General features: G+C 73.3%; 29 protein-coding genes. 15 read left to right on the top strand and 14 right to left on the bottom strand.

The genetic code is table 11. The features are described 5' to 3' along the window. The first annotated feature begins 8 nt into the window (after nt 1–8). Both DCW30_RS36265 and DCW30_RS36270 read left to right on the top strand, forming a co-directional pair. On the top strand, nt 9–422 hold the full coding sequence (locus DCW30_RS36265; RefSeq protein WP_076682673.1) for an SsgA family sporulation/cell division regulator: 414 nt from the start codon (nt 9–11) through the stop codon (nt 420–422). Between the two features lie 58 nt (nt 423–480). After that, nucleotides 481–1,527 (top strand): YihY/virulence factor BrkB family protein, encoded by a 1,047-nt coding sequence (locus tag DCW30_RS36270; protein WP_076682671.1) that lies wholly within the window; start codon nt 481–483, stop codon nt 1,525–1,527. An 11-nt stretch (nt 1,528–1,538) separates the two neighbouring features. Here the strand turns inward: DCW30_RS36270 and DCW30_RS36275 are convergent, their stop codons facing one another. From DCW30_RS36275 to DCW30_RS36290, 4 genes are all read right to left on the bottom strand, one after another. Further along, nucleotides 1,539–2,552 carry a Gfo/Idh/MocA family protein gene (locus tag DCW30_RS36275; RefSeq protein WP_076682669.1) on the bottom strand — a complete coding sequence of 338 codons (1,014 nt, stop codon included), beginning with the start codon at nt 2,550–2,552 and terminating at the stop codon, nt 1,539–1,541. 46 nt (nt 2,553–2,598) lie between these two features. Beyond that, nucleotides 2,599–3,789, bottom strand: coding sequence for a D-alanyl-D-alanine carboxypeptidase family protein (locus DCW30_RS36280; protein ID WP_076682668.1), 1,191 nt, complete (start codon nt 3,787–3,789; stop codon nt 2,599–2,601). A gap of 136 nt (nt 3,790–3,925) precedes the next feature. Beyond that, a complete protein-coding gene (locus DCW30_RS36285) occupies nt 3,926–4,414 on the bottom strand; it encodes a glutathione peroxidase (RefSeq protein ID WP_076682666.1) in 489 nt (162 codons plus the stop codon). A gap of 11 nt (nt 4,415–4,425) precedes the next feature. Continuing rightward, nucleotides 4,426–5,235: an ABC transporter permease gene (locus DCW30_RS36290; RefSeq protein WP_076682664.1), complete on the bottom strand. Its 810-nt coding sequence runs from the start codon at nt 5,233–5,235 to the stop codon at nt 4,426–4,428. 147 nt (nt 5,236–5,382) lie between these two features. Here DCW30_RS36290 and DCW30_RS36295 point away from each other — a divergent pair, with 147 nt between their 5' ends. The 3 genes from DCW30_RS36295 to DCW30_RS36305 all read left to right on the top strand — a co-directional run bounded on the left by DCW30_RS36295 (nt 5,383) and on the right by DCW30_RS36305 (nt 7,953). Continuing rightward, nucleotides 5,383–6,468: an S-(hydroxymethyl)mycothiol dehydrogenase gene (locus DCW30_RS36295; protein ID WP_076682662.1), complete on the top strand. Its 1,086-nt coding sequence runs from the start codon at nt 5,383–5,385 to the stop codon at nt 6,466–6,468. Further along, entirely contained in the window at nt 6,468–7,124 is a 657-nt protein-coding gene (locus tag DCW30_RS36300) for an MBL fold metallo-hydrolase (RefSeq protein WP_076682660.1), read from the top strand. The genes DCW30_RS36295 and DCW30_RS36300 overlap by 1 nt, the downstream gene beginning before the upstream one ends. Before the next feature lie 115 nt (nt 7,125–7,239). After that, the gene (locus DCW30_RS36305; protein ID WP_076682658.1) at nt 7,240–7,953 is read left to right on the top strand and encodes a DUF2470 domain-containing protein; all 714 of its coding nucleotides are present in this window, start codon (nt 7,240–7,242) and stop codon (nt 7,951–7,953) included. Here the strand turns inward: DCW30_RS36305 and DCW30_RS36310 are convergent. After that, complete coding sequence (locus tag DCW30_RS36310) at nt 7,918–8,205, bottom strand: DUF1232 domain-containing protein (RefSeq protein ID WP_062772576.1); 288 nt, start codon at nt 8,203–8,205, stop codon at nt 7,918–7,920. The two genes, DCW30_RS36305 and DCW30_RS36310, sit on opposite strands and share 36 nt — an antisense overlap. A gap of 11 nt (nt 8,206–8,216) precedes the next feature. After that, nucleotides 8,217–9,500, bottom strand: a complete 1,284-nt coding sequence (locus tag DCW30_RS36315) for a lactonase family protein (RefSeq protein ID WP_079249872.1) — start codon at nt 9,498–9,500, stop codon at nt 8,217–8,219. A 396-nt stretch (nt 9,501–9,896) separates the two neighbouring features. Here DCW30_RS36315 and DCW30_RS36320 point away from each other — a divergent pair, with 396 nt between their 5' ends. Next, on the top strand, nt 9,897–10,517 hold the full coding sequence (locus DCW30_RS36320) for a TNT domain-containing protein (protein WP_076688482.1): 621 nt from the start codon (nt 9,897–9,899) through the stop codon (nt 10,515–10,517). 35 nt (nt 10,518–10,552) lie between these two features. Beyond that, nucleotides 10,553–10,789, top strand: coding sequence for a hypothetical protein (locus DCW30_RS36325; protein ID WP_076682656.1), 237 nt, complete (start codon nt 10,553–10,555; stop codon nt 10,787–10,789). Between the two features lie 45 nt (nt 10,790–10,834). On the opposite strand, the gene rpmF is transcribed toward DCW30_RS36325, so the two are convergent. Both rpmF and DCW30_RS36335 read right to left on the bottom strand, forming a co-directional pair. Beyond that, a complete protein-coding gene (rpmF, locus tag DCW30_RS36330) occupies nt 10,835–11,008 on the bottom strand; it encodes a 50S ribosomal protein L32 (RefSeq protein ID WP_076682654.1) in 174 nt (57 codons plus the stop codon). Nucleotides 11,009–11,340: 332 nt separating this feature from the next. After that, nucleotides 11,341–12,588 (bottom strand): MFS transporter, encoded by a 1,248-nt coding sequence (locus DCW30_RS36335; RefSeq protein WP_076682652.1) that lies wholly within the window; start codon nt 12,586–12,588, stop codon nt 11,341–11,343. A gap of 141 nt (nt 12,589–12,729) precedes the next feature. Here DCW30_RS36335 and DCW30_RS36340 point away from each other — a divergent pair, with 141 nt between their 5' ends. Further along, nucleotides 12,730–13,659: a LysR family transcriptional regulator gene (locus DCW30_RS36340; RefSeq protein ID WP_076682650.1), complete on the top strand. Its 930-nt coding sequence runs from the start codon at nt 12,730–12,732 to the stop codon at nt 13,657–13,659. Nucleotides 13,660–13,803: 144 nt separating this feature from the next. Beyond that, the gene (locus tag DCW30_RS36345; RefSeq protein WP_062772561.1) at nt 13,804–14,040 is read left to right on the top strand and encodes a hypothetical protein; all 237 of its coding nucleotides are present in this window, start codon (nt 13,804–13,806) and stop codon (nt 14,038–14,040) included. Nucleotides 14,041–14,126: 86 nt separating this feature from the next. On the opposite strand, the gene DCW30_RS36350 is transcribed toward DCW30_RS36345, so the two are convergent. The 3 genes from DCW30_RS36350 to DCW30_RS36360 form a co-directional block, all read right to left on the bottom strand. Continuing rightward, nucleotides 14,127–15,167: a glutathione S-transferase family protein gene (locus tag DCW30_RS36350; RefSeq protein WP_076682648.1), complete on the bottom strand. Its 1,041-nt coding sequence runs from the start codon at nt 15,165–15,167 to the stop codon at nt 14,127–14,129. Beyond that, nucleotides 15,164–15,475: a hypothetical protein gene (locus DCW30_RS36355; RefSeq protein ID WP_076682646.1), complete on the bottom strand. Its 312-nt coding sequence runs from the start codon at nt 15,473–15,475 to the stop codon at nt 15,164–15,166. Before DCW30_RS36355 ends, DCW30_RS36350 begins: the two co-directional genes overlap by 4 nt. Before the next feature lie 88 nt (nt 15,476–15,563). After that, the gene (locus tag DCW30_RS36360) at nt 15,564–17,042 is read right to left on the bottom strand and encodes a cytochrome P450 (RefSeq protein WP_076682644.1); all 1,479 of its coding nucleotides are present in this window, start codon (nt 17,040–17,042) and stop codon (nt 15,564–15,566) included. 111 nt (nt 17,043–17,153) lie between these two features. On the opposite strand from DCW30_RS36360, the gene DCW30_RS36365 reads away from it, so the two are divergent. The 4 genes from DCW30_RS36365 to DCW30_RS36380 all read left to right on the top strand — a co-directional run bounded on the left by DCW30_RS36365 (nt 17,154) and on the right by DCW30_RS36380 (nt 21,162). Next, nucleotides 17,154–17,762 carry a TetR/AcrR family transcriptional regulator gene (locus tag DCW30_RS36365; protein WP_062772551.1) on the top strand — a complete coding sequence of 203 codons (609 nt, stop codon included), beginning with the start codon at nt 17,154–17,156 and terminating at the stop codon, nt 17,760–17,762. A 213-nt stretch (nt 17,763–17,975) separates the two neighbouring features. Continuing rightward, nucleotides 17,976–19,727 (top strand): ABC transporter ATP-binding protein, encoded by a 1,752-nt coding sequence (locus DCW30_RS36370; RefSeq protein ID WP_206269297.1) that lies wholly within the window; start codon nt 17,976–17,978, stop codon nt 19,725–19,727. A 273-nt stretch (nt 19,728–20,000) separates the two neighbouring features. Next, a complete protein-coding gene (locus DCW30_RS38160) occupies nt 20,001–20,156 on the top strand; it encodes a hypothetical protein (protein WP_309029599.1) in 156 nt (51 codons plus the stop codon). 142 nt (nt 20,157–20,298) lie between these two features. Further along, the gene (locus DCW30_RS36380; RefSeq protein WP_076682642.1) at nt 20,299–21,162 is read left to right on the top strand and encodes a substrate-binding domain-containing protein; all 864 of its coding nucleotides are present in this window, start codon (nt 20,299–20,301) and stop codon (nt 21,160–21,162) included. A 33-nt stretch (nt 21,163–21,195) separates the two neighbouring features. Here DCW30_RS36380 and DCW30_RS36385 read toward each other — a convergent pair whose 3' ends face one another. Beyond that, nucleotides 21,196–21,885 carry an HD domain-containing protein gene (locus tag DCW30_RS36385; protein ID WP_076682639.1) on the bottom strand — a complete coding sequence of 230 codons (690 nt, stop codon included), beginning with the start codon at nt 21,883–21,885 and terminating at the stop codon, nt 21,196–21,198. A 250-nt stretch (nt 21,886–22,135) separates the two neighbouring features. Here DCW30_RS36385 and DCW30_RS36390 point away from each other — a divergent pair, with 250 nt between their 5' ends. Then, the gene (locus DCW30_RS36390) at nt 22,136–23,134 is read left to right on the top strand and encodes a GlxA family transcriptional regulator (protein ID WP_076688478.1); all 999 of its coding nucleotides are present in this window, start codon (nt 22,136–22,138) and stop codon (nt 23,132–23,134) included. Between the two features lie 35 nt (nt 23,135–23,169). Here the strand turns inward: DCW30_RS36390 and DCW30_RS36395 are convergent, their stop codons facing one another. Further along, nucleotides 23,170–23,772, bottom strand: a complete 603-nt coding sequence (locus tag DCW30_RS36395) for a CGNR zinc finger domain-containing protein (protein WP_076682637.1) — start codon at nt 23,770–23,772, stop codon at nt 23,170–23,172. Nucleotides 23,773–23,833: 61 nt separating this feature from the next. On the opposite strand from DCW30_RS36395, the gene DCW30_RS36400 reads away from it, so the two are divergent. After that, on the top strand, nt 23,834–24,256 hold the full coding sequence (locus tag DCW30_RS36400) for a PPOX class F420-dependent oxidoreductase (protein WP_076682635.1): 423 nt from the start codon (nt 23,834–23,836) through the stop codon (nt 24,254–24,256). Between the two features lie 126 nt (nt 24,257–24,382). Here the strand turns inward: DCW30_RS36400 and DCW30_RS36405 are convergent, their stop codons facing one another. Next, complete coding sequence (locus DCW30_RS36405; protein WP_237283306.1) at nt 24,383–25,648, bottom strand: hypothetical protein; 1,266 nt, start codon at nt 25,646–25,648, stop codon at nt 24,383–24,385. Nucleotides 25,649–25,974 lie beyond the last annotated feature (326 nt).

The following is a 25,974-nucleotide window of genomic DNA, read 5'->3' on the forward strand; positions in this document are numbered from 1 at the left end:
GCTCGATCATGGCCGACACCCTCCAGCAGCCCGCACGTGCTCGCCTCGTCACCCCGGACGGCCGCGAGCGCGCCCTGGCGGTGGCCCTGCGCTACTCGGCGGCGGACCCCCTGGCCGTCCAGATCACCTTCCCCTCCGAGGCCTCGCTGGACGGCATGGAGGTCACCTGGGTCTTCGCCCGCCAGCTCCTCGACGACGGCCTCACCGCCCCCGCGGGCGGCGGTGACGTGCACGTATGGCCGTCCGGCCGGGCGCGGACCGTGCTGGAGTTCCACTCGCACCAGGGGCTGGCCGTGGTGCAGTTCGACACCTCCGTGCTGCGCCGCTTCCTGTCGCGCACCTATGCCGCCGTCCCCGCCGGTGACGAGGAGACCAGCCTCGATCTCGACCAGGGCCTTTCGCGGCTGCTCGGCGGCGTCTGACCCGTCCGGAGCCCCGGCCCGCATGCGAGCGGCCCGGACCACGGGTACTGCTGGACACATGACACGGCTACATGAACCGGGGCGAAGCGGGGATGAGGGACGGGACCCGGAGCACGGGCCCGGGCCCGAGGTGGAGCGGCGGGCGCCGGACACACCCACGGCCCTGGGCAAGAAGTCGTGGCGGGACGTGCTGCGCAGGACCCTCGGCGAGTTCAAGCGCGACGAGCTGACCGACCGCGCGGCGGCCCTGACGTACTACGGCATCCTGGCGCTGTTCCCGGCCCTGCTCGTCCTGGTCTCCCTGCTCGGCATCGCGGGCAGGTCGACGACCGACAAGGTGCTCGACAACATCACCGAGCTCACGCCCGGCGCCGCGCGCGAAGTGATCACCAACGCGGTGCGGCAGCTCCAGGGCAACGCCGGGGTCGGCTCGGTCATGGCCCTCGTCGGCCTGGTCCTCGCGGTGTGGTCCGCCTCCGGCTACGTGGCGGCGTTCATCCGTTCGGCCAACGCCGTCTACGACATCCCCGAGGGCCGCCCGGTCTGGAAGGTGCTGCCGGTCCGCGTCGGTGTCACCGTCGTCCTGATGCTTCTCGCCGTGATCAGCGCGCTGATCGTGGTCTTCACCGGGCCGCTGGCCCGCCAGGCCGGCACCGCCTTCGGCATCGGCGACACCGCGCTGACCGTCTGGTCGATCGCGAAGTGGCCGGTGCTCGTGCTCCTGGTCATCGTGATGATCGCCATCCTGTACTGGGCGACGCCCAACGCCAAGGTGCGCGGCTTCCGCTGGGTCACCCCCGGCAGCTTCCTCGCCCTGCTGATCTGGCTGATCGCCTCCGCCGCCTTCGCGCTGTACGTGGCGAACTTCGCCTCGTACAACAAGACGTACGGCACCTTCGCCGGGATCATCGTCTTCCTGGTGTGGCTGTGGATCACCAACCTCGCGATCCTCCTCGGCCTGGAGTTCGACGCCGAGACCTCGCGGCAGCGGGCCATCGCCGGAGGCCATCCGCCGGACGAGGAGCCCTACGTCGAACCACGCTCCACCGCCACATGGGACGAGCAGGACAGACGCCGCCTGGACACCGACTCCCGGGAGCCGTGAGGGGCAGGACCTCAGCCGTACAGCGCGGGCCGCCGCTCCAGGGCGACCTCCGTGCGCCTGCCGTCGCGCAGCGCCGCGCCCCCGGCCTCGGCGACGACGGCCGCCGCGTAGCCGTCCCAGGCGCTCGGGCCCTCGGCCCGGCCCCGGCGCGCGGCGGCGACCCAGGCGCGCACCTCGCGGTCGTAGGCGTCGGCGAAGCGGACCAGGTAGTCCTGCGGCACCTCCTCGCGCGCGCCGCCCGCCGAGCGGACGACCATCGCCCGGGCGTCACCGACCTGGGCGCTGCCGTGTTCGCAGACCGCCTCACACCGCACCTCGTAACCGAAACCGCAGTTGACGAAGATCTCCACGTCGACGACCGCGCCCCCCGACGTCTCGAACAGCACGAGCTGCGGATCGAGCAGCCCCTCGGGGGCCCCGGACGAGGGAGCGGGCCGCAGCACCGTCACCGCGGTGATCTCCTGGCCGAGCAGCCAGCGGGCCGCGTCGATCTCGTGCGAGACGGAGCTGCTGATCAGCATCGACGAGGTGAAGTGCGGGGGAGAGGAGACGTTGCGGTGGCGGCAGTGCAGCATGAGGGGGCGGCCGAGCCGCCCGGAGTCGAGCAGGGACTTCAGCGCCGCGTACTCCGCGTCGTACCGCCGCATGAACCCCACCTGGATCAGCCTGCGGCCCAGCCGTGCCTCGGCCTCCACCACCCGGAGCGCCGAGGCGGAGCCGGGCGTCAGCGGCTTCTCGCAGAGCGCCGGCAGGCCCCGCGCGCACGCCGCGAGCAGCGCCTCCTCGTGCGCCGCCTCGGGCGAGGCCACCAGGACCGCCTCCACGCCGGGGGCGTCGAGCGCGGCGAGGGCGTCTCCGTGCACCCGGACACCGGGGCGTCCGGCCACCGCGGCCTCGGCCCGCGCGGTGTCGGGGTCGGCGACGGCCACGACGCGGGCCCCGCCCACCGTCCCGCCGATGCGCCGTATGTGGTCGGCCCCCATGTGGCCCGCGCCGAGCACGGCCACCCCCAGCGCTCCGCTCATCCGGCGTCTCCCCACGCTCGCGCGGCGCCCGCGCGGCGGCGGGCCCTCACTCGACGATCTTCTTCTTCGCTTCCGTGCGCCGGGACACCGTAGCCGCCCGCCGCCTGACCGCCACGATCAGGCCCGCGAGGACGGCGACGCCGCCCGCCATGACCATCATGAGCGCCGGCCAGTCGGAGTCGTCGGGCTCCAGCAGGGCGCTCTCCGAGGTCGTGCGCGCGCGGGAGATCTTCGCGGGCGGCGGGAGCAGCGAACCCACGGGCCGCACCTTCTCCGCCGCCGCGAAGCCCCAGTCGAGCAGGGACCTGGCCTCCTCGTAGACGGCGTATCCGCCGCCCTCCTGCGGGTTCAGCACCGTCACGACGAGCGTGCGCCCGTCGCGCTGGGCCGCGGTGATCAGCGTGGCGCCCGCGTTGCTGGTGTAGCCGTTCTTGATGCCGAGCAGCCCCGGGTAGGGGGCGACGCCGTCCGCGCCGGTCAGCAGGCGGTTGGTGTTCTGGATGGGGTACGACCAGCCGCCCGCGGGGAACTGGGCGACGCGCGTGGAGCAGTAGCGGGAGAACTGCGGGTCGGCGAGCCCGGCCCTGCCGAACACCGCCAGGTCGTAGGCGGACGAGACCTGCCCGTCGGCGTCGTACCCGTCGGGCGAGACCACGTGTGTGTCGCGCGCGCCCAGCTCCCGGGCCTTCTCCCGCATCTGCCGCACCGACTTGTCCAGGCCGCCGTTGAGCCGCGCGAGGACGTGCACGGCGTCGTTGCCGGAGCTGAGGAAGACGCCGCGCCACAGGTCGTCGACGCGGTAGTCACGGCCGGGCGCCACACCGACCAGGCTGCTGCCGGCGCCGACCAGGTCGAGTTCGCGCGGGGCGACCAGGTGCCGGCTGCCGACGTCCAGGTGGGGCAGGACCGCGAGGGCGAAGAGGGACTTGAGCGTCGAGGCGGGCGGCAGCGGGCGGTGCGCGTCCCGCGCGGCGAGCACCTCGCCCGAGTGGGCGTCGGCCACCAGCCAGGCGAGCGCGGAGACGTGAGAGGGCAGCGGCGGCGCGTCGGCGTCGGGCCTGACCTGCACGCCGGGACGGTCCAGGTAGGCGGAGGTGTACGCGGGGACGGGGCGCGGCGGCGCGGGCTCCGCCAAAAGCTCGGCGGCGGAGACGGGCGTGGACAGGAGGACCAGGGCCCCGAGCGCGAGGGCCGCGGTACGGACGGAGGAGGAGCGCGAAAGGTACCTGATGACCATTCGGTCACCGTATGAGCGCCGCCGTCACTCCGCAGATCGGCTTGGCCCGGCCGGACGTATCACCCGCTCGGCGGCCCGCGCCCCCGGCCGGGCCGCCCTCACCCGGCCGGAGGCGCCCCGCTTGCGGGCGGTGGTGTCAGGTCGGCAGGTGCTTCTCGACGGCGGCGACGACCTCGGGGGCGTCCGGCTCGGTGCGCGGCCCGAACCGGGCGACGACCTCGCCGGCGCCGTCGACCAGGAACTTCTCGAAGTTCCACCGGATGTCACCGGTGTGGCCCTCGGCGTCGGGGGTGTCGACGAGGCGCGCGTACAGCGGGTGCCGGTCCGCGCCGTTGACGTCGACCTTCTCCGTCATCGGGAAGGTCACGCCGTACGTCGCCGAGCAGAACTCGGCGATCTCCTCCGAGGTGCCGGGCTCCTGGCCCATGAACTGGTTGCAGGGCACCCCGAGCACGCTGAAGCCGCGCGGGGCGTACTGCTCGTGCAGCCGCTCGAGGCCCGCGTACTGCGGGGTGAGACCGCACTTTGAGGCCACGTTGACGACGAGGACGGTCTTGCCCTCGAACTGGCGCAGGTCGGCGGAACCGCCCCGCAGGGCGCCGATTTCTTCTTCGTAGACGGACATGGTCGTCGAGCTTACGCCCGGCCCGTCCGGGTCTTCGCGAGGCCGGTCCCTTCGCGGTGGAGACGCCCCCTGGCGATCAGTTCGACCGTCACGGCCACGGCCACGGCCTGGACGGCGAGCAGGGCGATCAGGACGAAGAGCTGCACGGCTCCGGCGAGGACCGGCGACGCGCCGCCCAGGAGCATGCCGACGAAGGCGCCGGGGAGGGTGACCAGGCCCACCGTGCGGGTCTGGTCGAGGCCCGGCAGCAGGGCGTCCGACGCGGCGGGGCGGACGACCTCCATGCGGGCGTCGTGGTCGGCGAGGCCCAGGGCCAGGCCCGCCTCGAACTCTCCGTAGCGGGTGTGGAGTTCGTCCAGGGCGCGGCGTCCCGAGAGCACCGTGGCGGTCAGGGCGCCGCCGATGAGGATGCCCGTCACGGGGATCATGGCGATGCCCCGCACGGGCAGCAGCCCCGCCGCCGTCAGTCCCGCCACCACGGGGATGACGGGGCCCGCGACGGGCAGGGCGGCCCACCACCAGGTGCCGTTCCGGGTGATGCGGCGCCCCGCGGTACGGGCGGCCACGCCGAACATCAGCAGCAGGAAGGCGTAGAGCGCCGCCGTGTGGTGCGCCACCCGGCCGATCACCAGCGAGACGGCGCCCAACTGCACGGTGGCGCGGACCCCGGCCAGCAGGATCTCGCGCGCCCGGCCCCGTGAGCCGTCGGGCGCGAGCCGGAACACGGCCGCCGTCGCCGTGGCGACGAGCAGCAGCGCGAACAGGGCCACGGCGAGGGCCGTGTCGACGGGGAGCAGGGCCTGAGCAGCGAGATCACGCACGCGGACACCCTAGAGGGCGTCAGACGCCGCGTTCTCCGTGGCTGCCCCGCCCCGCGCCGGCGGCGTACCCGTGCCGCTGCGGACAGCGGGTGCCGGACCTGTAACGATGGGGCGGGAAAGACGTGCAGAGAGAGAAGGGCTGTAGTCATGGCGCAGCAGGTGCAAGGCGTGGTCGCACGCGCGAAGGGCGAGCCGGTGCGGATCGAGACGATCACGGTGCCGGACCCGGGTCCGGGCGAGGCCGTGGTGAAGGTCCAGGCGTGCGGGGTCTGTCACACGGACCTCCACTACCGCGAGGGCGGCATCAACGACGAGTTCCCCTTCCTGCTCGGGCACGAGGCCGCCGGCGTCGTCGAGTCGGTCGGCGAGGGCGTCACCGAGGTCGACCCCGGTGACTTCGTGGTCCTCAACTGGCGTGCCGTGTGCGGGCAGTGCCGTGCCTGTCTGCGCGGTCGCCCCCAGTACTGCTTCGCCACGCACAACGCCCGGCAGAAGATGACGCTCGCCGACGGCACGGAACTCTCCCCGGCCCTCGGCATCGGCGCCTTCGCCGAGAAGACCCTCGTCGCCGCCGGGCAGTGCACCAAGGTCGACCCCGACGCCTCGCCCGCCGCCGCGGGCCTGCTCGGCTGCGGCGTGATGGCCGGCATCGGCGCGGCCATCAACACCGGCGAGGTCGGCCGCGGCGACTCGGTCGCCATCATCGGCTGCGGAGGCGTCGGCAACGCGGCCGTCGTGGGCGCCCGGCTCGCCGGGGCCGCGCGGATCATCGCCGTGGACATCGACGACAAGAAGCTGGAGACCGCCAGGAGCCTCGGCGCCACCCACACCGTCAACTCCCGCGAGACCGACCCCGTCGAGGCCGTGCGCGAGCTGACCGGCGGCAACGGCGCGGACGTCGTCATCGAGGCGGTCGGCCGCCCCGAGACCTATGAGCAGGCCTTCTACGCCCGCGACCTGGCGGGCACGGTCGTCCTGGTCGGCGTGCCGACCCCGGAGATGAAGATCGAGCTGCCGCTGCTCGACGTCTTCGGCCGCGGCGGCTCGCTCAAGTCGAGCTGGTACGGCGACTGCCTGCCCTCGCGCGACTTCCCGATGCTCATCGACCTCTACCGGCAGGGCCGCCTGGACCTGGACGCGTTCGTCACGGAGACCATCGCCCTGGAGGACGTGGAGAAGGCCTTCGAGCGCATGCACCACGGCGACGTCCTGCGTTCGGTGGTGGTGTTCTGATGACCGCCGAGAGCCCGCACGGCGCCCCGGGCGCGCGGATCGACCACCTCGTCACGTCGGGGACGTTCTCCCTCGACGGCGGCACCTGGGAGGTCGACAACAACGTATGGATCGTGGGCGACGACAGCGAGTGCGTCGTCATCGACGCCGCGCACGACGCGGACGCCATCGCCGAGGCCGTGGGCGGGCGGCGCCTCGTCGCCGTCGTCTGCACCCACGCCCACGACGACCACATCGACGCGGCCCCGGCGCTCGCCGCGCGTACGGGCGCTCCGGTCCTGCTGCACCCGGCCGACACCGAGCTGTGGGAGCAGACCCACCCCGACCGGGCCCCCGACGGCGAACTCGCCGACGGGCAGGAACTCGCCGTCGCGGGCACCGTCCTGAAGGTGCTGCACACGCCGGGCCACTGCCACGGCGCCGTCAGCCTGCACGCCCCCGGCCTCGGCGCCGTCTTCACCGGCGACACGCTGTTCGCGGGCGGGCCGGGGGCGACGGGCCGCTCCTTCAGCGACTTCCCGACGATCGTCGAGTCCATCGAGCGGCGGCTGCTGACGCTGCCGCCCGACACGGTGGTGCACACCGGGCACGGCGACAGCACGACGATCGGCGCGGAGGCGCCGCATCTCCAGGAGTGGATCGCCCGGGGGCACTGACGGGTCCGGTTCCACGGGGATGGCCCGCACGGTTCGCCGTGCGGGCCTTTCGCGTACTGGCGACACTCCCCGATCTCCGATAAGTTAGGCAAGGCTTACCTAATGGAGGTTCAGGATGGGTGTCCGTCACAGCAGCACGATCGTGCCCACAGCGGCGGCACGCGCGCGTTCCCTGCTCGCCACCGCGTGGTCCTGCGCGGTGACCACGCAGACCGGCAGGGACGAACTCGTGGGCGCGCACAGCGTGACCGAGGACGGCAGGCTGCTGCTCTCCCCGCCCGACGACAGCGCGCTGGCCGCCGCCCTCATCTGCACACCGCGCGGCGAACCGTCCACGCTGATCGAGTTCGCCGACGTCGCGCCCGTCCCCATGAGGGAGCGCATCCGCGCCCGCCTCTGGCTCTCGGGAACCCTCGCCTACGAGGGCGAGCACCTGCTCTTCGAGCCGACGTGCGCGGTGCTGCACGACGCGAACGGCGAACGCGAGGGCATCGAGCTCGACGAACTCGCCCTGACCGCCCCCGATCCGCTGGCCGAGGCCGAGCCGCGCCTCCTCACGCACCTCGCCGACGCCCACCCGGACGCCGTCGAACAGCTCACCCGCCTCATCAGCCCCGACAGCCTGCACGGCGTGGTCCGCGTCCGCCCGCTCGCCGTGGACATGCACGGCATCTCCCTGCGGCTCGAACGCGCCCGCGGCCAGGCCGACGTGCGCCTGCCCTTCCACCAGCCCGTCGAGGACGTCACCCAGGTGACGGACTGCATGCACGCCCTGCTGATGAAGGCCCGCCTCTCAGCGTCCTGGCGCGGCAGGCCCGTCGGCGGCTGACCGCATCGAGCGCAGCGCCACCAGGAGCACCCCGATGTCATCGAGGTAGATGGGATCGGGCAGCAGGTCGGCGGGCAGCAGCAGATAGGCCACGGCACCCCAGAAGACCCAGCGGCGGTCGGTGGGGAGCCCGGCTCTGCGCAGGTGGCGGCGGGTGCGCACGAGGCGTACGAGCAGCATGACGGCGACGGCGAGCGTCGCGGCGACGAGAACGGCCGCGACGGTGAGGAAAATGGCCATATCCGTGCTCATACGTACGTACGTTAGCGACTGCCGCGCCCCGTGTCGCCGACGGGCGGTCCCTGCGGCAGCGCGCACACCGCGACCGGCGCTCCGAACGGCTTGCCCGCGAGACGCAACGCGCCGGTCCCGGCGTCGACCCGGAAGACGCTCACCGAGCCCGACTTCTGGTTGGCGGTGAACAGCAGCCGCTCCGAGGGCGAGAGCGCCAGATGCCGGGGGAAGTCCCCCTCCACGGCCACCGTGCCGAGCAGCCGCAGCCGGGCCCCCGCCCGCTCGACGGCGTACCGCGCGACGCTGCCGTGCCCCCGGTTGGCGAGGAAGGCGAAGCGCCCCTTTCGGGTCACCACGAACTGCGCCGGATAGTTGGCGCCCCCGCCGGATCCCGTCGGCTGCGGTTCGCCGGGGGTGAGCCGCCCGCTGCCCGGGTCGTACGCGCAGACGACCACCGTGTCGTCCAGCTCGTTGGCGAGGTACGCGAACCGCCCCGAGGGGTGGAACGCCAGATGCCGCGGCCCCGCGCCGGGCCGCAGGCGCGCGTACGACACCTGGCGCAAGGTGCCCGCCTTGGTGTCGAGACGGTAGGTGTAGACCGTGTCGGCGCCCAGGTCCACGGCGAGGACGTGGCGGCCGTCGGGGGAGGTGACGATCTGGTGGGCGTGCGGCCCGTCCTGCCCGGGGCCCGGCGGCGGGGCCGTATGCCTGACGAGATCCGTCCGTTCGCCCAGCGCGCCCGAGGCGTCGATGGGGTGGACGGCCACGCTGCCCGACCCGTAGTTCGCGCTGAGCAGCCACTTGCCGCCCGGGTGCACCGAGAGGTGGCAGGGCGCCGCGCCGCCGGTCCCCCGTGTGCCGAGGATCTCGTGCCCGCCGCCGGGGGAGAGCGCGACGGCCGTCACGCCGCCCTCCTCACGCTCGTCGACGGCGTAGAGCGTGCGGCCCGAGGGGTGCAGGGCCAGATAGGAGGGGTCGGACACCCCGCCGATCGTGCCGGCGCCGGTGATCCGCCCCGTCGCCTCGTCGTACGTCGCCAGACCGATGCCCGAGCCGCCGCCCTCCTGCGAGGTGTACGTCCCGAGGAACAGCCGCCCCGCGCGGCGAGGCCGGTGCGCGGCCGACGAGGCCGCCTCGGTACGCCTGGCTTCCGGCCGCACACGCCGCGCGGGCGGCTCCGCCGAACCGCAGGCCGCGCCGGCCGCCGCGAGGGCGATCCCCGAGAGGGCCCCGATGACGGCCCGCCGCCCCGGGCGGCTCGCGGGGCTCGCGGGGTTCACGGGATCGCGGTCCGGCCCTGTTCCGCTGTTCATGGCTGCACCTTGGGGGTCGGGGATCGGGGGGCGGGGTTGATGTCGGGGTCGGGAGTGGGGAGTCGGGAGTGACGGGTGTGGCAGCCACACTGCCCGGTCCCCGTCGGCGCCGACAAGAGGCGCACCGCCTCGCCCTCCTCCGGACGCGCACCGCCTCGACCGCCTCCCGGCGCCCACCGCGCCGATTCGGCCGACGCGGGTGTGCCGCTCGCGCGTGACCGGACACACAGGGCTACCGCTCGGATACGGTGTGCGAGCCACTTGGTCGCACGCACGCCAGACACCTGATGAGGAGACGCCGAGTTGACCCACAGCCATCGGACGGGCAGCCCCCTGACCCGCAGCCACCCGGCCCGCGTCCGAACCGTCCTTGCCGCGCTCGGCGTCGCCGGGGTCATGGCCGCGGCGCCGACCGCGAGCGCCGCCGCTCCGGAGCCCCCGGTCGGCGCGGCGGCACGCGAGCCGTGCACGGGGGAGTTCCAGGGTGACTCCCGCCTCGGCCCCCGCTGGCTGCCCAAGAAGTGGCAGCGTCCGGTCGGCCCGCTCCTGAAGGGCTGGAAGCGGACGGGCGGGCTGTCGCCGCAGGCCTTCCTGAAGAAGTACTGGGACGGCCCCGCGTCCACCGGTGGCTGGAAGTATCCGCCCAACGACGGCTTCGAAACCGTCAACGGACAGGTCGACAAGCACCGCGAGCGGCTGGACAAGGGGGAGCGGCTCGACCGCTTCGGATCGGAGTTCGGCTCCTATCTGGCCCCGGCCGGTGACTCCTACGCGGAGCGCGCGCTGCCGCCGCAGAACCTCAACACCCGCGAGGCCGCGCACGCCTGCGACTACCGTGTGTACGAGGTGCGCAAGCCGTTCTCCGTGTGGCAGGGCGGCATCGCCCCCTGGTTCGAGCAGCCGGGCGGCGGACAGCAGATCAAGCTCGACCCGGCCTTCCTGGACCCCGGCGAGGGTCAGCGCCTCCATGTGAAGTGGCTGCTCGATCACGGCTACCTGGAGCCCGCGAAGGCCTAGACGCCTGCGTGGGCCGGCCGGAGAGGGGGGACCCGGTGGACGTCTCGGCGCTGCTGTCCGCCCTCCGGTCGGCCCGCGTGGCCGACGGCTACTACTGGATCGAGGGCGTCCACGAACCCGCCCCCACGCCCCCGGACTTCGTCTACCTCCGCAGGGCCGCCGATGACGGGACGTGGGAGGTCGGGACGTACGAGCGGGGAGCGCGCCATCCGCTGACCCGGCACGGGGACGAGGCCTCGGCCTGCGCGCACATGCTGCGCCTGCTGACCTGAGCCGGGGCGGCGCACGGCATGCCGGGGTGGGCCCGGGGTGCCGTTCTACTGGCCTTCGGGGCGCAGCAGCCCGCGCTCGTACGCCTTGACCAGGCGCTGCGGGACCATGTGCCGCATGCCGTCGACCGTGACGGGGGCGAGCTGGGGCGTGACGGCCTTCCACTGGGCGCGGCGGTGACGGGTGTTGCTGCGGGACATCTTGCGCTTGGGCACGGCCATGGGGGGCTCCTCGGTGAGCTGTGTGCGGGGACGGAACCGCACGCTATATGAAAATGAATGCCATTAACAAACCGTGCAAGGGCCCTGTCGGGTTGGTGTCGCAGCCGGACCTGTGGCGGGAGGGGCTCGCCGGGCGTCTCCGTACGGCGATCCGGGTCAACGCCGGGGAGCGGGGAGCGGGCGAATCCGACACGAAGTCTCACCCTAAACATGACGTTGAGAGTCGCGCGGGCTTCGGTTCGAATCCGTGTCGCTCCCCGTACCCGGAGCCGACCGATGACACGCGCCCTCGTCACGGCCGCCGGTTCGTGCGGGGCTGTCGCGCCGCCGGCCTAGGCGCTGCCCGTTCCGGCGGGCGTCCTGTGTCGTGCGCGGTCGTGCCAGGGCAGAAGCAGCGGCGTGGCCAGCAGCATGATCAGCCCCGCGCCCGCGATCGCGGCGCGGGGGCCGGTGACAGCGGCCAGCAGTCCCCACAGGGCGGTCATGCCCGCGACGGTGGTCTTACCGGTGACCGACCAGGCGGAGAGGATGCGCGTGACGCGGTCCGCCGGGGCGCGTTCGAGCCGGAGGGTGGACAGCACCGGGTTGTACACCCCGATACAGGTGATCAGGGCGAACTCGACGACCATCACCAGGACGAGTCCCGCGGCGCCGTGCCCGATGAAGGCGAGACCGACGGGCCAGCACGCCCGGAGCGTTCCCGCCGCGAGCAGCACTCCCCGCTGCCCGTGCTTCGGGATGAGGAACCGGCCGAGCCGCGCCCCGACCAGGCCGCCGAGGCACGGCAGCGCGAACGCGAGGCCGTACTGCCAGGGCGCGAAGCCGAGGTCGCCGAGCATCAGGACGGCGAGCGGTGGCGTGGCCGCCATGATCAGGCCGTTGACCAGCACGGTGTTGAGGAACAGCGGGCGCAGCACCGGGTCCGCCAGGATGAACCGCCAGCCGTCGAGGAGATCGCCCGCCCGCATCCCCCGTGACGTGTCACCGCGCTCCGGCAGCGGCTCCTCGCCGCCGATCGCCTTGATGCCGATGGCGGACAGCAGATAGCTGACCGCGTCGGCGAGCACGGTCAGCACGGGGCCGAAGAGTCCCACCGCGGCGCCGCCGAGCGGCGGCCCCAGCATGGTGGCCGTCCAGGTGGTCGACTCGAAGCGGCCGTTCGCGACCAGCAGGTCCCGGGGCGGCACCAGGGCCTTGAGGAAGGCGCCGCTCGCCGCGGTGAACGTGATGTCGGCCGCGGCGACGACGGCCGAGACGAGCAGCAGGTGCGCGAAACCGAGCAGACCGAGCGCATACGCGGCGGGAACGCTGACCAGCGCCCCGAACCGCACCACATCCATCGCGATCATCACGGGCCGCTTGCGGCGGAACTCCACCCACGGGCCGAGCGGCACCGCCGCCACCGCACCCACCGCGAGGCCCACGGCGGAAATGAGGGCGACCCGCGTCGCCCCCGCGCCCAGCGCCAGGATCGCGATCATCGAGAACGCGTCGAACGCCAGCCGCGTCCCGAAGGAGCTGACCGCGTACGCCGCCCAGAGCCACCCGAAGCGCCGCCCGAGCGACCGCCTGCCCTTCACCCCGCCACTCCGTTGGTCCTCTTCCCGTCCCGGCAACCGCACGTTGCCGACGAACATCCAAGCGGGTGACCGGCCTGGACATCAAACAACTGCCAGGAGGGGTCGGCCACAACCGCCGGTTGTCGGATTAGGCTGCCCGGCATGGATCTCCACGCCGTGCGCGCCTTCGTCGCCGTCGTCGACGCGGGCCGATTCCAGGGGGCCGCCGCCGACCTGGGAATCACCCAGCAGGCCGTGTCCAAGCGGGTCGCCGTGCTGGAGAGCGACCTCGGGGTGCGGCTGCTGCACCGCACACCGCGCGGCGCCCGGCCCACCATCGACGGGCAGGTCTTCCTGCCGTACGCCCGGGACCTGCTGAGGGTCGAGGAGCGCGCGGCGGCCTCCGTGCGGCCCGGCAGCCGTGCGCTGCGCGTCGACGTGATCGGCAGGCGGCTCGCACCGGCGGACCTGCTGCGCGGCTTCCACCGGGCGCACCCCGACGTGGCCCTGGACATGGTGACGCTGTTCGACGCCGACGCGGCCATCGCCGCCGTGCGCTCCGGAACGATCGACGCCACCTTCCGCGCGGTGACGGTGCCCGCGAGCCGGCTCCCCGACGGCATCGAGGCCGTCCGGGTGCACGACGAGCCCATCCATCTGCTCACCGGCCCCGAGCACGCCCTCGCCGGGGCCCGCGCGGTCACGCCGGAGCAACTGGCGGGGCACCGCATCTGGATGCCGGGCCTCGTCGCGGGCACCGAGTGGGCCGCCTACTACGACGACTTCGCCGCCGCTTTCGGGCTCAGCATCGAGGCGACCGGGCCCGAGTTCGGCACCGAGCCGCTCCTCGACACCATCGCCGAGTCGCCCGGCATCGCCACGCTGGTCGGCGAGTGGACCCACGTCGTCCGGCCCGCCGGGGACGACCTGCGGCGCATCCCGGTGCGCGACCCGATGCCGGTCTATCCGCACTCCCTGATCCTGCACGCCGACAACCCGCACCCCGCGCTGGGCCGCCTCCGCGACCACCTCGCCGCCGCTCACCCCGGTGACCGGGTCGGCGCCACATGGACACCGGCGTGGGCCCGATGAGCGCCGCTGCGAACTCCCGGCCTCGCGCCAGGGCTTGAGTCCGCGCCCGGCGCTCGCCCCGCAAGGGGGTGACCGCAGGCCCCCGTAGCCCGAGCGGCCGAGCGCCGAGGCGGGTTCCCGGGCTGCCGTGGAAGAGTTCCGGGCATGACCGAAAGCGCGTACCTGTACATGGCGAAACCCCGGATCACCGTGCTCGGCGTCCAGGCCGGCACCCCGCCTTTCCGCATCGTGGAGATCGACGGTGAGGTGGTGGGCAAGGCCAAGACCGTCACCGATGTCCTGGACGCGGCCGCCATGGCGGGCATCACCGTGCACGACCTGGACGACCCGGACACCGTGCGGTGGGTGGGCGGCGACAAGTTCACCTGGCGGGTCCATTAGGCCGACGGTCCATGGGGCCGACGGGTCCAGCGGGCCGCCGGGACAGCCGGAGCGACGGCTCGGCCGGACCGGTCGCGGCGCGGATCTCAGGGCCTTCCGGTCACGGGCACCTCCTCACCCGCGGGGACCGGTCCGGGCGGCGTGCCGTCCCCGAACGGACGCCCGCCCAACTCCTCGCGGCGATGCGGTGTGAGCCAGCCGCCGAGGTCGGGGCCGAGCGGCACGACACGGGTCGGGTTGATGCCCGAGTGCACCTGGTAGTAGTGCCTCTTGATGTGGTCGAAGTCGACCGTGTCGCCGAAGCCCGGCGTCTGGAACAGATCCCGTGCGTACGCCCACAGGACCGGGTCCTCGGTCAGCTTTCTGCGGTTGCACTTGAAGTGGCCGTGATACACCGCGTCGAACCGCACCAGCGTGGTGAAGAACCGGATGTCCGCCTCCGTGATGGTGTCGCCGACCAGATAGCGCCGGGTCGCCAGCCGCTCGGACGTCACCTCCAGACGGTGGAAGACGTCGTGGTACGCCGCCTCGTACGCCTTCTGGTCCGGGGCGAAACCCGCGCGGTACACGCCGTTGTTGACGTCGCGGTAGATGCCGTCCATCACTACGTCGATCTCGTCGCGCAGCGGCTCGGGATACAGGTCGGGCGCCCCCTCGCGGTGCAGCGCCGTCCACTGCGTGGCGAAGTCGAGGGTGAGCTGCTGATAGTCGTTCGTGACCAGTTCGCCGCTGGGCACGTCCACGAGCGCGGGGACACTGACGCCGCCCGGATAGCGGCTCTCCCGCGCGTCGTACGCCTCGCTCAGATAGCGGATGCCGAGGACGGGGTCGCGGTCGTCGGGGTCCAGCGTGAAACGCCAGCTCCGGTCGTCCTGGATGGGGTCGGTGACGCCCAGGGACAGGGCGTCCTCCAGGCCGAGCAGTCGCCGCGAGACCAGGGCCCGGCTCGCCCAGGGGCAGGCCCGGCTCACCACCAGGCGATACCGCCCGGCCTCCACCGGCCAGCCGTCCCTGCCGTCGGCGGTGACCCGGTCCGCGAAGTGGCTCTTCGAGCGCTTGAATGCCTTGTGGCCGTACGAGGCGTTGCCTTCCGCGCCGGCCCCGGGCGTCTCGTCCTGTGCGCTCATGACTGGCTGCCCTCCCGCTCCCGGGAACGGGCCGGCGTGGCCTGCGGTGAGCGCTGGGCGGGCGGGGCCGGCGGGGCGGCCGGTGGGTGGGGCGACAGGTCGTAGATACGGTCGATGAGCGCCGCCTCGTTGCCCGTGAGGCCCGCGCGGCGCAGCGCGGCGTCGGCTTCCGCGATCGGCCCGGCCAGCAGCGTGGCCGCGGCGGCCGGCGGCACCTCGGCGGCGTCGGACAGCGCGGCGCGCGCCGTGTGCAGCAGACGCAAGCAGGCCTGGGCGGCGAGCAGTTCCTCGGACGTCGTGCCGGTCATGTCGAGCGACTCCTCTGCGCTGGGTGGCGTGGCGGCATCGCGACGATGCCCACCTCCACTGTGGCGCACGGGTCTGACAATGGCGCTCCTACGCGGCCGGGGAGCGGCGCGTGAGCCGCAAGGTGAGTCCATCCGGCATAAGGGTCAGCCGCTCGGCGACCCGCAGCCGGTACCCGGGGTCGGCGTGCAGGTCGTAGCGGCGCAGCAGCAGCCCGAGCACCAAGGTGGCCTCGTGCAGCGCGAACTGACGTCCGATGCAGGCCCGCGCCCCGGTGCCGAACGGCTTGAAGACATGCGCGGGCCTGGCCCGTACCGCCGAAGGCGCGAACCGGTCGGGGTCGAACCTCTCCGGGTGCTCGCCCCACGCGGCCGGGTCCCGGTGCAGCATCGTGGCGAGGACCAGCGCCCACGCGCCCCGGCGCATCGGGTGCACGCCTCCGAGCACGGTGTCCGCACGCGCCTCGCGGGCGAACCCGGGAGCGGTCGGCCAGAGCCGCAGCGACTCGTCGAGCACCCGGCGCAGATAGCGCACCTTGGCCACCTGCTCGTACGCGGGTTCGCCGTCCCGGCCCCAGACCTCGTCGACCTCGGCACGCGCGCGTGCCAGCACGTCCGGGGACCGCGAGAGGTAGTGCAGGGCGAACGACAGGGCGCCGGACGTCGTCTCGTGCCCCGCGACCAGGAAGGTGATGACCTGGCGGCGGATGTTCTCCGCGGACAGCCGCTCGCCCGTCTCGGGGTGGGCGACGTCGAGCATGCGGTCGAGCAGATCACCGTGGGCGCCCGAGCCGTCCGATGCGCGGCGGGCCGCCACCACGGCGTCGACGGTGCGGTTGAGGTAGGCCATGTCGGCGTCATTGCGCCGGTGCGCGCCGCGCAGCAGCGGGGAGAGCAGAGGTGGTACGACGTTGCGGCGCTGGGCGAAGGAGAGCGTGCCGACCATCGCCGTCACGAAGGGGTGCGGGGCCGCCCGCTCGAAGGACCCGAAGTCGTGCCCGAAGCCGGTGCGGGCGATCGTCTCCAGCGTCAGCTTCGTCATGTCGCCGGGCACGTCCACCGCCCGCCCCGCCGACTCCCGCTCGTCCCAGCGGGCCGTGAGCTGCCGTGCGACGTCGAGCATCAGCGGGTGGTAGCCCGCCATCGCGTCGCGGCTGAACCCGGGCGCGAGTATGTCGTGGGCCAGCTGCCAGTTCGGCTCGTGGTTGTACGCGGTGAAGAGCCCGTCGCCCGCCACCGGGCGGAGGTTGGCCACGCCCAGCCCCACGTGCTTGGCGAACCGCGACTCGTCCGCCAGGTCGGCGGCCAGCTCCGCGCCCCACACGAACACGAACTCCTTGCCGAACGCCCTGCGCCGGAAGATCGGCCCCAGCCGCTCGGCCAGCCGCATCGAGTCCTGCAACGGCGTGCGCACACTCGCGCCCACGACGTCACCGAGCAGCGGGAGGCGGTACGGCGGATGCGGTATGCGCTCCAGCCCGGGCCAGCCCAGCTCCGCGCTGCGGAACCCCTTGGGCGGGGGAGCGGCCGGACCGTCCTGCCCCGCCGCGGCCCGCGTCGTCTGCGCCATGCGCGCCATCTCCCCTTGTCACAGCGGCCCGTCGGGCCAGTTGTACGTGGATTCAACAGGGCTCCCCAGTCTGGGGTCGCTATTGAATTCGCGTCAAGTAAGGTTTTTCGTATGTCCGCCACCCCGCAGGAGCGCACGCGTCGCAGACTGACCAGCGAGGAGCGGCGTGAGCAGCTGCTCTCCGTCGGATCACGGCTGTTCGCGCAGAAGCCGTACGACGACGTGTGGATCGAGCGGGTCGCGGAGATCGCGGGCGTCTCACGCGGACTCCTCTACCACTATTTCCCGACCAAACGGGACTTCTTCGCCGCCGTCGTCCAGCGGGAGAGCGAGCGCATGCTGCGCCTGACCGCGGCCGAGCCCGGCCTGCCGGTGCGCGAGCAGATCACCACGGGGCTCGACGCCTTCCTCGGTTACGTGGAGAGCCACGCGCAGGGCTTCCGGGCCTTCCACCGGGCGGAGGCGACGGGCGACCCGCTGGTCCGCGAGGTCTACGCGGAGGGCCTCGCGGCCCAGGAGCGGCAGATCCTCGCGGCCCTCGCGGCGGACCCCGCCACCACGGACACCATCCAGGACCCGCCGGCGCTGCGACTGGCGGTCCGGGGCTGGCTGGCCTTCATGGTGGCGGTCTGCCTGGAGTGGCTGGAGGAACCCGAACTCACCCGGGAACAGGTGCGGGACCTGTGCGCCAGGACGCTGTTGGGGGCCATCACGCGGTGACGCGGCGGCCCACGAAGCGCCCACCGCCGGGCGCGGCGCGTCATCGGTCAGTCAGGTGGAAGCGGCCCCCGCCGCGTCCTGCCGGACGTGACCGAAGGCGCCTTCACCCATGCCCAGCAGAGACCCGCCCCCGACCGGGAGGAGACCACGGAGAGTCTGCCCACCAAGGAGGCCGCCACAGAGCGATCGCCGGCCGAGGAGAGCTCGGAGCGGCTGCCCGCCCGGGAGACCTGGCAGGCCCTGTACCGGCACTTCCGTCCGCACCGCGGCGCCGTCGCCCTCGGAGCCCTGTTCACGCTGATCGGAGCGGCGACCGGCGTGGCCCAGCCGCTGGCCGCCATGACCCTCGTGGACCGGCTCGGCGACGACGAGTCCATAGCCGGGATCCTGCTGCTCCTGACCGCGCTCGTGGTGCTCGGCACGGCGATCGAGTCCGTGGGCGCGTACATCCTGGAGCGCACCGCGGAGTCGGTGGTGCTCGCGGCACGGCGCACCCTCATCGGACGGCTGCTGCGGCTGCGCCTCACCGAGGTGGAGCGGACGCAGCCGGGCGATCTGATGTCACGGGTCACCTCGGACACGACGCTGCTGCGCGTCGTGACCACCCAGTCCGTGGTCTCCGCGGTCTCCGGCGCGCTCACCTTCGCCGCGACCATCGTCCTGATGGGGCTGATGGACCCGGTGCTCCTCGGCGTCACCATCGGCGTGATCGTGCTCATCGGCGGCGCGGTGTCCCTGGTCATGCCGAAGATCGCGCAGGCCACGCGGCGCTCCCAGGAGGCGGTGGGCCTGATCTCCACGGCGCTCGAACGCGCCCTGGGCGCGTTCCGCACCCTCAAGGCGTCCGGCGCCGAGGGGCGCGAGGCGGCGGCGGTGCAGGAGGCCGCGCGGGAGGCGTGGCGGCACGGCGTGCGGTCGGCGAAGTGGCAGTCGGTGGCGTGGAGTTCGGTCGGGCTCGCCGTGCAGGTGTCGTTCCTCGCCGTCCTCGGCATCGGGGGCGCGCGCGTCGCGTCCGGCGCGATCTCCGTCTCGACGCTCGTCGGCTTCCTGCTCTTCCTCTTCTATCTGATCGACCCGGTGTCCCGCATGGTCGAGGCGGCGTCGCACTACCAGGTGGGTTCGGCGGCGGTCGCGAGGATCGTGCAGGCCGAGCGCCTGGAGACCGAGCCGACGGCCGAGCCGATGACCGACGTGGCCCGGGAGTCCGCCCGGGGCGCCGCGGGCCCGGCCTCGGTGGTCTTCGACGAGGTCACCTTCCGCTACCGCGACGATCTGCCCCACGTCCACCACGGCGTGAGCTTCGAGGTGCCGGGACCCGGCATGACGGCCTTCGTGGGCCCCTCGGGCGCGGGCAAGACGACCGTGTTCGGCCTCGTCGAGCGGTTCTACGAGGCGACGGGCGGGCGGGTCCTCGTCGACGGCGAGGACGTACGGCGGTGGCCGCTGGCCGAACTGCGGGCCGCCATCGGGTACGTGGAGCAGGACGCCCCCGTCCTCGCGGGCACCCTGCGGGAGAACCTGCTGTTCGCCGCGCCCGACGCCACCGAGGCCGAGGTCCGCGACGTCCTCGTACGCGCACGCCTCGACGGCCTGGTCGAGCGGCTGCCCGAGGGCCTGGAGACGGTGGTCGGCCACCGGGGTTCCAAGCTGTCCGGCGGTGAACGCCAGCGCGTCGCGATCGCGAGGGCGCTGCTGAGGAAACCCCGCCTGCTCCTCCTCGACGAGGCCACCTCGCAACTGGACGCGGTCAACGAACTGGCCCTCCGGGACGTCATCACGGAGATATCCCGCGAGGTCACGGTCCTCGTGGTGGCCCACCGCCTGTCGACGGTGACGACGGCCGACCGGATCGTGGTGATGGACGCGGGGAAGGTACGGGCGGTCGGCACCCACACCGAACTGGTCGCGTCCGACCGGCTGTACGGAGAACTGGCGGCGACGCAGTTCCTGGCGGCCTCACGGTGAGCGTCCGCCCGGCGGCCCGGATGGAGGGGGGCGGCTCGGGCGGGCCAACACCACCGCCGCTCCCCGTTGTCACGATCGGCCGCATGCCCTCCGTACTCGTCATCGGCTATGACCCGCACGCCATGCCCAACGCCGACGCCGTCGAGGCGGCGCTCGACGCGGAGCTGCGCAAGTTCGCGGATCGGGGCATCGACGCCGCGGTGACCACGGTCGTCGCCGACGGAACGGCAGGGCCCGCGCTCGAGGCCTCGCTGAGGCGAGCGGCCCTGGGACGTGGTGGTCGTCGGCGTCGGCATCCGCGAGACGGAACAACTGCTGCCGCTCTTCGAGCAGATCGTCGACCTGACCCGCCGTCACGCCCCGCAGGCGGACCTCGCGTGCAACAGCGGCCTCACCGACACGGTGGAGGCCGCGGAGCGCCGGCTCTGAGCTCCGAGGTGCCCGGAGACCCGGTGTACCGCGCCGCGCGCCCGGGCAGGTAGCTCCGGTACGGCCACGGTGGAGGCCTCGCGGCCGGGCAGGGGCGCGAAGGGCTGGGCCGTGGTACGGGAGCAGCAGGAGGAGTCGCACCATGGCACACGAGACCGCCCGTGAATGGGAGTTCACCGACGACCGGGACCATCTGGTGAGGGCGCCCGGACGTCCCGCTCGCCTCGTCGCCTACTTGCCGACCGGCGCGGCACTGCACGACCACGGCATACGCCCGCTCGGCGTCTTCGGTTCCGCGCACGACGACCCGGCGGCGCCGGACCCCGCCAAATCGGGGGACCTGCCCCTGGCGGACGTCCCCTACTTCGGAGCCGGGCCCGCACTGGACACCGAGGCGCTGCTCGGCGCGGAGCCCGACCTGGTCGTCGCCCTCACCTACGGCGGCGGTCAGGTCTACGGCATCGATCCGGAGGCCGCCAAACACCTGGAGGAGCGGGTGCCGCTCGTCGTGCTCGACGTCGGCCGCGGCCGCAGCCTCGCCGGTGTCAGAGGGCGCGTCACGGCCCTCGCCCGCAGCCTGGGCGCTCCCGCACAGCCCGACGCGGACCAGGAACTCGCGGTCGCGGAGGGCAGGCTGAGCGAGGCCGCGGCCGGTCGGGTACGGCCGCGTGTGCTCGCCCTCTCCCCGGCGGGTCCCGACTCCGTCCATCTGGCGAGGCCCGACGCCTGGCCCGACCTGGCCGCGCTCGCCGGTCTCGGCGTCGGGCTCGTGGACCCGGCGTCGGGGCAGGGCGGCAACTGGACCACGACGACATGGGCCGAGGCCGCCGCCCTCGAACCCGATCTCGTGCTCACCGACGTGCGCGGCAACGCGGCCGAACTCGGCGACGCCCTGGGGCCGGGCGTCCGGTCCCTGCCCTGGAACCCCGAACTGCCGCCCAGCGCCCGCCAACAGGCCCGCTTCTGCGCCGCGCTCACCGAAGCGCTGGAGACCGTGAAGCCCTGACGGGCACCGGGCCGGGACCGCAGGGCCGCCGCGCTACTCGTCCCAGGGAGAGTCCTGGATCACCCGTACGAAGTCGCCCCGAGTGAAGCCGGGCACGAAGTGCTCCAGGACATCGGCCTTCACATTGCCGAACGTCGTCTCCGGCTTCGGCGCGATCCCGTCCGTGAACGCCTTCAGGATGCGTCGCTTGAAGTCGGGACGCGGATGCAGCGCGGTGATCTCGGCGCGGTCGTCCGCGCTGACGTCGTGGAATCCGATGCCGAGCACGTCGTACTCGACCCCGGCGGTCACCAGGGCCACCTCCGCTTCCATGTGCTCGGGGACGCCGGGGGTGGTGTGCAGCGCGATGGCCGTCCAGACGCGCCGCACACCGTCCTCCGGCACGCCCCTGCTCTCCAGGAAGCGGCGGGCCTCGTCGGCGCCGTCGACCTCGAAGCGGCGCCCACTGGAGCGGAAGCGTTCGCCGAGGCCGAGGTCGTGGAACATGGCGCCGATGTACAGCAGCTCGGGGTCGAAGTCGAGGCCGCGGTTGCGGCCCTGGAGGCTGCCGAACCAGTAGACGCGGCGGGAGTGGTGGTAGATCAAGTCGTCCGTGACGTCGCGGACGAGTTCGGTCGCCTCGGCCGCCAGCTCGGTGTCAGGAACGGAGACTCCCGCCGCGGAGGAGGCGGGGGAGGAGAAGGGCGCGGGGGAGGAGGAAGCGGAGGGTGGCTGGGCGTTCATCGGGCGGCTCCTGTCGATCGGCCGAGCGGCACTCGGGCCTGCGGCTGCGTGAGACCTGCTGCTGGATGAGGTCTGCTGCTGGGTGGGACCTGCGACTGCGTGAGGCCTGACGCGTCCAGGCCCGCTGCACTCAAGCCTGGGGCAGGGGGCTCGCGCCCGCCATGTCCCCAGGGACAGGAACCCCACAGATCCGGACCCCACAGATCCGGACACCGTGGATCCGGAGGTGCCCGCCGCCTACGCTGAGGCCATGCGCCGACCCCAGCCCGCCCACGACGTCCTCGTCCTGGCCTTCGACGGCGTCCGTCTCCTCGACGTGGCCGCCCCGCTGGAGGTCTTCCACACGGCGGCCCGCACCACCGGCGCCTACCGGGTGCGGGTCTGTACGCCGGACGGACGTGACGTCACGACCTCCACCGGGCTGCGCATCGCCGCGGACGTGTCGGCCGCCGACGTCGGCCGGACGGACACGCTCGTCGTCCCCGGCCCCGCCGACCTGCGCCTCCTCGACGAACGCCCCGCACTCGTGGAACTGGTGGCCCGGCTCGCCCCCGGCGCGGGCCGGGTGGCGTCGGTGTGCACCGGGGCGTTCGCCCTCGCGGCGGCCGGACTGCTGCGGGGCCGCAGGGCGACCACGCACTGGGAGTACGCCGACGACCTGGCCCGCGCCCATCCCGACGTGACCGTCACGCCGGACGCCATCTACGTCCAGGACGGCCCGGTCCTGACCTCGGCGGGCGTCACCGCGGGCATCGACGTGTGCCTCGCGCTCGTCGAAGAGGACCACGGCCCCGACGAGGCCCGCCGGGTCGCCCGCGACCTGGTCGTCTTCCTCCAGCGCCCCGGCGGCCAGTCCCAGTTCTCGGCGGCGTCCCGCACCGCGACGACACGCCACCCGGTGCTGCGTCCGCTCCTCGACGCCATCGCCGCCGACCCGGCGGCCGACCACAGCCTGCGTGCGCTGGCCGCGCGGGCCGGTCTCAGCGGCCGGCACGTCTCCCGGCTCTTCGTCCAGCAGGTCGGCAGCACACCCGCCGCCCATGTGGAGCTCCTGCGCGTGGAGGCCGCCCGCATCCTGCTCGAACGCGGTGTCTCCGTCACCGACGCCGCGCACCGCAGCGGTCTGGGCAGCGACGAAACGCTCCGCAGGGCCTTCGCGCGGCACCTGGGGACGACCCCGTCCGCATACGCCGCACGCTTCCGTACGGCTCGTGGCGAACCTGATGTGGCGCGTGGCGTCGGCGCATGACGCGACCGCCGCACCTGACGACCCTGCGCGGGCGTTCAGTCCTCCTCGGAGCGGCGTGCGCGCAGCGTCCGGACCTTGTGGAGGTTGCCGCAGTGCTCCATCGAGCACCAGCGGCGCCGGCCGGGGCGGGAGGTGTCGACGTAGACGAGGTAGCAGTTGTCGGAGGCGCACATCCGGATGCGGTGGGAGAACGGTCCGGTCAGCAGGTCCACGGCGTCGCGCGCGACGGTGGAGAGCAGCTCGGACCCGTCGGCGGTCCCCGTCCAGACCCGCTCCCCGTCCAAAGCGATCGCCGGGGTGAGCGGCGGGCGGGCGGCGGCTTCGTTGACGGCGGCGATGTCGGCCGGGTCCGGCGTCTCGTCGAGGGCGCGGGCGGTCATCGCGCGCCACAGGGCGTCGCGCAGCCGCCGGGCGTCCGCCACCTCCGCCTCGGACACCCGCAGGTCGGGCGTGGGCGTGAGCCGCGACCGCTCGGCCCAGGCGGCGAGATCGCCGGGGGCGTGCAGCACCTCATACCGCCGGAACTCGCCGATGCCGCCGGTCGTCAGCAGTTCGAGGCAGAGCGCGCCCGGGTCGAAGCGGTACCTGGCACCGGTGTGTGAGCGCATCAGGATGCCGGGGGACGCGGATGAGGGCATGTAACCAACGTTAACGGTTACGGACGGTGCCGTGGCCGGGCGGGCGGCCTAGACTCCCGCCATGGACGACGCCCCCGGCACTCCCGACGCTCCCGACAACCGGGACGCACAGCTCACACGGCTCGGCAGCGGAAAGTACCTGCTGGTCAGCAGCTACCGAAAGGACGGCACTCTGGTGCCGAGCCCGGTCTGGGTCGTCCGCGACGGGGACGCGCTCGGAATCTGGACGGTCAGTGACTCCTGGAAGGTGAAGCGCATCCGCAGACGCCCGGACGTCCTGGTCGGACCGTGCGACGTGCGGGGCAACCCCACCGGGGCGCAGGCGCCCGCGACCGCGGAGATATGCCCGCCCGAGGTGACCGCGCGCTACCGCACCCTCATCACCCGCAAGTACAAGGTCATCGGTTTCCTCACGCTGCTCGGGAGCAGGATGCGGCGCGGTCTCGACGGAACGGTCGGCATCCGCATCACCCTCACCCCCTGACGGCCGCCGTCCACCCGGAAGACCGGACGGCGGCCCTGCGGATCGTTGACCACGTGATGTGATCACGACGCACGAGGGGGGCGGGGGCGAACCACTCCCCGCAGGGCCGTCCCGCCGTCCCGGAGATCAGGCAGGGCTGTGCTCCTGCGAGGCGTCGGCGGGACTCTGCTGCGCGGGCACGGTCGGGGTCCGCTCCTCGCCGCCCCGGGCCTCGCTCTCGCTCCAGGCCCGGGGCCGGGCCTGGGTCTGCCCCTGCGTGGTCGCCGACTGGAGGGCGTCGATGCATGCGCCGATCGCCTGGCGCAGGTCCTCCAGGCGCTCGACCATGTCGTCCTCGTAGATGTCGTCGATGTCATCGACGTCGTCGAAGGTCAGCTCCTCGAAGACCTTCGTCGCCTTCTGCAGGCTGCTGTAGAACTTGGCGCGGCGCTCCTGCACCCGCAGCTCCGGGTTGCTCTGCACGGTCTCCGCGATGAGGTCGCGCACCGTGTCGTACGCCTCGCGCGCCCACTCGCCGGAGTCCTCGCCCTCGTCGAGTTCGTCGATGAGGGACAGGTGCCGTTCGGCCTCCTCGCGCAGCTCGGCCGGGGCCTCGATCATCTGGCCCGCAGGCGTCTTGACCTGGCCCTTCTCCACGATCTGGCGGACGTAGTCGACGCGGTCGCCCGCCTTGGACTCGGCGGCGACGGCCTTCTTGAGATCGTCGGTGCGGACGATGTCGCGGACCAGCTCCGTGCGGAGCGCCGGGTCCTCGTCGATGCGGTCCATCAGCGCCTTGCGGGCCGCCTCCGCGGTGCCCGGGTCGGCGAGGATCGCGGCGCGCAGGGCGGTCGGGTTCTCGGCGACCTCCAGGGCCTTGGTGGGGCGGATGCCCTCGGCCTCGGCGGCCTCGGAGATCGCGTTGCCGCGCGGGGTCAGGGCGCTGGAGCGCGCGGCGTAGTACGTCGACCAGACGTCGGCGTCGGGCAGTTCCACCTCCATGCCCGGCGCGAGCGCCTCGAAGTGCGGCACCATGCCGTCGTCGGCGGCCTTGTCCCAGGCCTTGTAGTAGCGCATGACGCGCTCGGCCGAGCATTCCGCGAGCTCCGCGAACTCCTTGGCGGAGATCTTCGGCGTCTCGCCCGCGCCCTGCCCGCCCGGCCGGACGCTGCGGGCGACCTTCAGGGCGAAGGCCCAGCCGCCGGTGCGCGCGTAGGCCCCGAAGGCGCGGGCGTCCTCGGAGATCAGACGCGCGGCGTCGGCGGACTGCCTGTCCTCCCCGGACGAGTCGGACGAGCCGGACGAGCCGGATGACGGGGAAGGCGCCCCCGCTGCCTCGGGAGAGGCCGGCTCCGCTTCATCGGGTTCCTCGGGCGACCAGAATTCGTCGGACGGGGCCATGGCTACGGTCACGGAAGTGCTCCCGGTGAGACAGTGGGGGGACGAGGCTGACGCGATACTTTATCGCTCCGATTGGGGCATTTCGCGGGCGCGTCACTGTCGCGAGCACCGGGCCGCTCCGGCCGCGAGCACCCAGCCACTCCGGCCGCGAGCACCGGGCCGCTCTGCCCGCGAGGGCCAGAGCACCCCGATCGTGAGCCATGCCGCCAGCGGCCGGGCGAACCCCGTGAGGACCTCACGCGGACCTCGTGCGGGGCCCGTGGGAACCCCGCGAGCGGCCATCCGCCGTGTTCTGCCGGGCACAAGCCCTTCGTGCCGGGCTGATCGCTCGCATAGGC

Source organism: Streptomyces alfalfae (genome assembly GCF_004127445.1).
Classification (GTDB): domain Bacteria; phylum Actinomycetota; class Actinomycetes; order Streptomycetales; family Streptomycetaceae; genus Streptomyces; species Streptomyces alfalfae.